Annotated in this window: 2 protein-coding genes; one reads left to right on the forward strand and one right to left on the reverse strand. The window is 73.5% G+C overall.

Annotated elements, in window-relative coordinates; all coding sequences use genetic code 11:
* Positions 1-685: 5'-3' exonuclease (locus FNQ90_RS15665; RefSeq protein WP_182606949.1), on the forward strand; the 685-nt coding region annotated here is incomplete at its 5' end.
* Positions 686-738: 53 nt separating this feature from the next.
* Here the strand turns inward: FNQ90_RS15665 and FNQ90_RS15670 are convergent.
* Complete coding sequence (locus tag FNQ90_RS15670) at positions 739-3654, reverse strand: DEAD/DEAH box helicase (protein WP_182606950.1); 2916 nt, start codon at positions 3652-3654, stop codon at positions 739-741.
* Positions 3655-3739: the final 85 nt, after the last annotated feature.

Below are 3739 nucleotides of genomic sequence, written 5' to 3' on the forward strand. Positions count from 1 at the left end.
GGAGGAGGGCGGGGGCTCCGCCGAGGAGGCACCGGACTCCCTCCTCGTCCAGGTCCCGGTCATCCACGAGGTGTTGGACGCGCTCGGAATCGCCCGCCTGGGGGCCGCCGACCACGAGGCCGACGACGTCATCGGCACCCTCGCCCGCCGGTCCGACCGCCCGGTGCTCGTGGTCACCGGGGACCGGGACCTCTTCCAACTCGTGGACGACGCCCGGGGGGTGCGGGTCCTGTACCCCCGCAAGGGGGTGGGCGACTGCGACGTGGTCACCGACTCGCTGGTCCGGGAGCGGTACGGGGTCCCGGCCTCCCGGTACGCGGATCTCGCGGTCCTGCGCGGGGACCCCAGCGACGGGCTGCCCGGGGTGCGCGGCATCGGGGAGAAGACCGCCGCGCAACTGTTGGCGGAGTACGGCGACCTGGCGGGGGTGCGGGCCGCGGCCCTGGACCCGGCCTCCCGACTGACCCCGGCGCGACGGCGGAATCTACTGGCCGCCGCCGACTACCTCGATGTCGCCCCCCGGGTGGTGGAGGTGGCGGACGACCTGCCGCTGCCGCGGATCGACCCCGCGCCACCGGGCACCCCCGCCGATCCGGCGGCCCTGGAGGTCCTGGCGCAACGATGGGGCCTGGGCGGTTCGTTGCGCCGTCTGCTGGAGACCCTGGCCGCCGCCCCGGCCGACTGACCGGGCGGCCCGGCCCGGCCCGGCTCATCGGGGCGGGCCGGGCCGGCGAACCGTCAGCCCACCGAGCTGTAGGCGACCACGCCCCGCAGCAGGGAGTCCACCGCACGGCGGGCGGCGCGCGGCACGGTGCTGTTCTCCCCCGGCGCGGCGGCGGCGATCTGCCCCAGCACGTCGATGACCTGCTTGCACCAGCGCACGAAGTCACCGGCCGGCATGTCGGCCTCCCGCAGGACCGGATCCAGACCGTCACCCCGGGCCCACCGGTACACCGGTCGGGCGAAACCGGAGTCCGGCTGCCGCTGTCCCACCCCGGCCGTCTGCGCGATGCGGTGCCGCTCCTCCAGATCGTCCAGGCGGCTCCAGATGATCCCCATCTCGTCCAGGGCGTGTTTGACCCGGCCGCCGGGGGGTTCCGGCGCCAGGACGTCGTCGGCGGTGCGCGCCTCATAGACCAGCGCCGAGACGCAGGCGGCCAGTTCGGCCGGCTCCAACCCTTCCCACACCCCTTCGCGCAGGCACTCCCCGGCCAGCAAATCCAGCTCGCCGTGGAGTCGGGAGAGCCGCCGACCGTGGATGGTCACCTCGTCGCCGCGCAGGTACTCCAGCTCCGTGAGGAGGGCGTGCACGCGGTCGAAGGTGCGGGCGATGGTGTTGGTGCGGCCCTCGATGCGCCCCCGCAGCTGCCCGGTCTCCCGGGTCAGACGCTGGTGGCGCTCGGCCCACCGGGCGTGGTTCTCCCGGTCGTCGCACCCGTGACAGGGGTGGGCACGGATCGCCGCGCGCAGTTCGGTGATCACCGGGTCGTCCGCCGCCTCGGACCGCCGGCGCCGCTGTCGGGCGGGTTCGTGGTGGCCGGCCCGGGTGCGCAGCGCCGACGCCAGGTCGCGCCGGGACTGCGGACTGCGGGAATTGAAGGACTTGGGGATCCGCATCCTGTCCAACGGCTCCACCGGAACCGGGAAGTCGGCCTCGTTGAGGCGTTTGACCTGCCGCTGCGCCGTGAGCACCAGGGGCCGGGGACCCTCCCCCGGCTCCCGGGTCCACCGCCCCTCGCGGCTCCCGTTGCGTCCGCCGCCGGGGACACCGGGGTCCAGTACCAGGGCCAGCCCGGCGAACTTCCCTGCGGGCACGTGGATGACATCGCCCGGTCGCAGCTTCTCCAGCGCGTCGGCGGCGGCGGCCCGACGCAGTCCGGCGCCCCGACGGGCCAGTTCGTTCTCCCGCTCCTTCAGCCGCCGGCGCAGGTCGGAGTACTCGCCGAAGTCCCCCAGATGACAGGTCATCGCCTCGCGGTAGCCCTCCAGGCCCTCCTCGTTGCGCTGCACCCGCCGGGCGAGAGCGACCACCGATCGGTCGGCCTGGAACTGCGCGAAGGACGCCTCCAGCAGTTCGCGGGAGCGTTCGCGGCCGAACTGGGCGACCAGGTTGACCGCCATGTTGTAGGAGGGCCGGAACGAGGAGCGCAGCGGATAGGTGCGGGTGCCCGCCAGGCCGGCCAGCGCGGCGGGGTTCATGCCGCGCTGCCACAGCACCACCGCGTGACCCTCGACGTCGATGCCGCGCCGCCCGGCCCGGCCGGTGAGCTGGGTGTACTCACCGGGGGTGATGTCGGCGTGCTGCTCACCGTTCCACTTGACCAGCTTCTCCAGCACCACCGAGCGGGCGGGCATGTTGATGCCCAGGGCCAGGGTCTCGGTGGCGAATACCGCCTTGACCAGCCCCGCGACGAACAGTTCCTCGACGATCTCCTTGAAGGTGGGGAGCATGCCGGCGTGATGGGCGGCGATGCCGCGCTCCAGGCCCTCCAGCCACTCGAAGTACCCCAGGACGTGGAGGTCCTCGTCGGGGATGGCGGCGATGCGCCGCTCCACGATCTCCCGCACCCGGGTTCGCTCGGCGGCGTCGTTCAGCCGCAGGCCGGAGAGCAGGCACTGGCGCACCGCGGCCTCGCAGCCGGCCCGGCTGAAGATGAAGGTGATGGCCGGCAGCAGGCCATCGGCGTCCAGCCGGTCGATGACCTCCGGACGGCTCGGCGTCCACACCCGGGCGCGCTGCCGGCGCTCCCGCTCCCGATCCGCCTCGCGCCGGGGACGGCCGCGACCGTCGCGCGCGAAGGGGCGTGAGTGCTCCATGCGGGCCATCCGCTCCAGATCCGGATTGACCTCGCGCCGCCCGCCGCGCTCCTCGAACAGGTCGTACAGCCGGCGGCCCGCCAGTACATGCTGCCACAGCGGCACGGGACGGTGCTCGGAGACGATCACCTCCGTGTCGCCCCGCACGGTGTCCAGCCAGTCGCCGAACTCCTCCGCGTTGGAGACGGTGGCGGAGAGCGAGACGAGGGTGACCGACTCGGGGAGGTGGATGATGACCTCCTCCCACACCGCCCCCCGGAAGCGGTCGGAGAGGTAGTGCACCTCGTCCATCACCACGTAGCCCAGGCCGTCCAGCGCGCGGGAGTTCGCGTACAGCATGTTCCGCAGGACCTCGGTGGTCATCACGACCACGGGCGCGTCGGGGTTCACACTGTTGTCACCCGTCAGCAGACCGACCCGCTCGGCTCCGTGGCGGGCGGCGAGGTCGGCGTATTTCTGGTTGGAGAGCGCCTTGATGGGCGTGGTGTAGAAGCACTTGCGGCCCCGGGCGAGGGCCAGGTGGGCGGCGAACTCCCCGACCACCGTCTTCCCGGACCCGGTGGGGGCGGCCACCAGCACACCCTTGCCGGCCTCCAGGGCCCGGCAGGCGTCGAGCTGGAAGGGGTCGAGGGGGAAGTCGTACCCCTCCCGGAAGGCGTGCAGCTCGGTGGCCAGCTCGGCCGCGCGGCGGCGGGCCAGAGCGTACCGCCGGGCGGGCGACAGATCCTCGACCGCCTCCTCGGCCGGGTCGTCGGGCGGCGCCTCGGAGAAGTCGGGCTGGGGGCCGGCGGCGGAACCGGTCTGCGGATTCGCGGCCCGGAGGTGATCGTCGGTCATGGTCATTCGAGCCTACCGGCCCGGGACGACAACCGGCGGGGAATTGCGCGCCGGGTCGGGGACGCACTCGGGCATCGGTGGGCGA

Origin of the sequence: Streptomyces alkaliphilus (genome assembly GCF_014141535.1) — a bacterium.
Lineage (GTDB): Bacteria > Actinomycetota > Actinomycetes > Streptomycetales > Streptomycetaceae > Streptomyces > Streptomyces alkaliphilus.

Bases quoted from the DNA above. Each gene is read 5' to 3' on its own strand.
- FNQ90_RS15670 (WP_182606950.1), bottom strand. From the start codon at position 3,654: ATGACCGACGATCACCTCCGGGCCGCGAATCCGCAGACCGGTTCCGCC.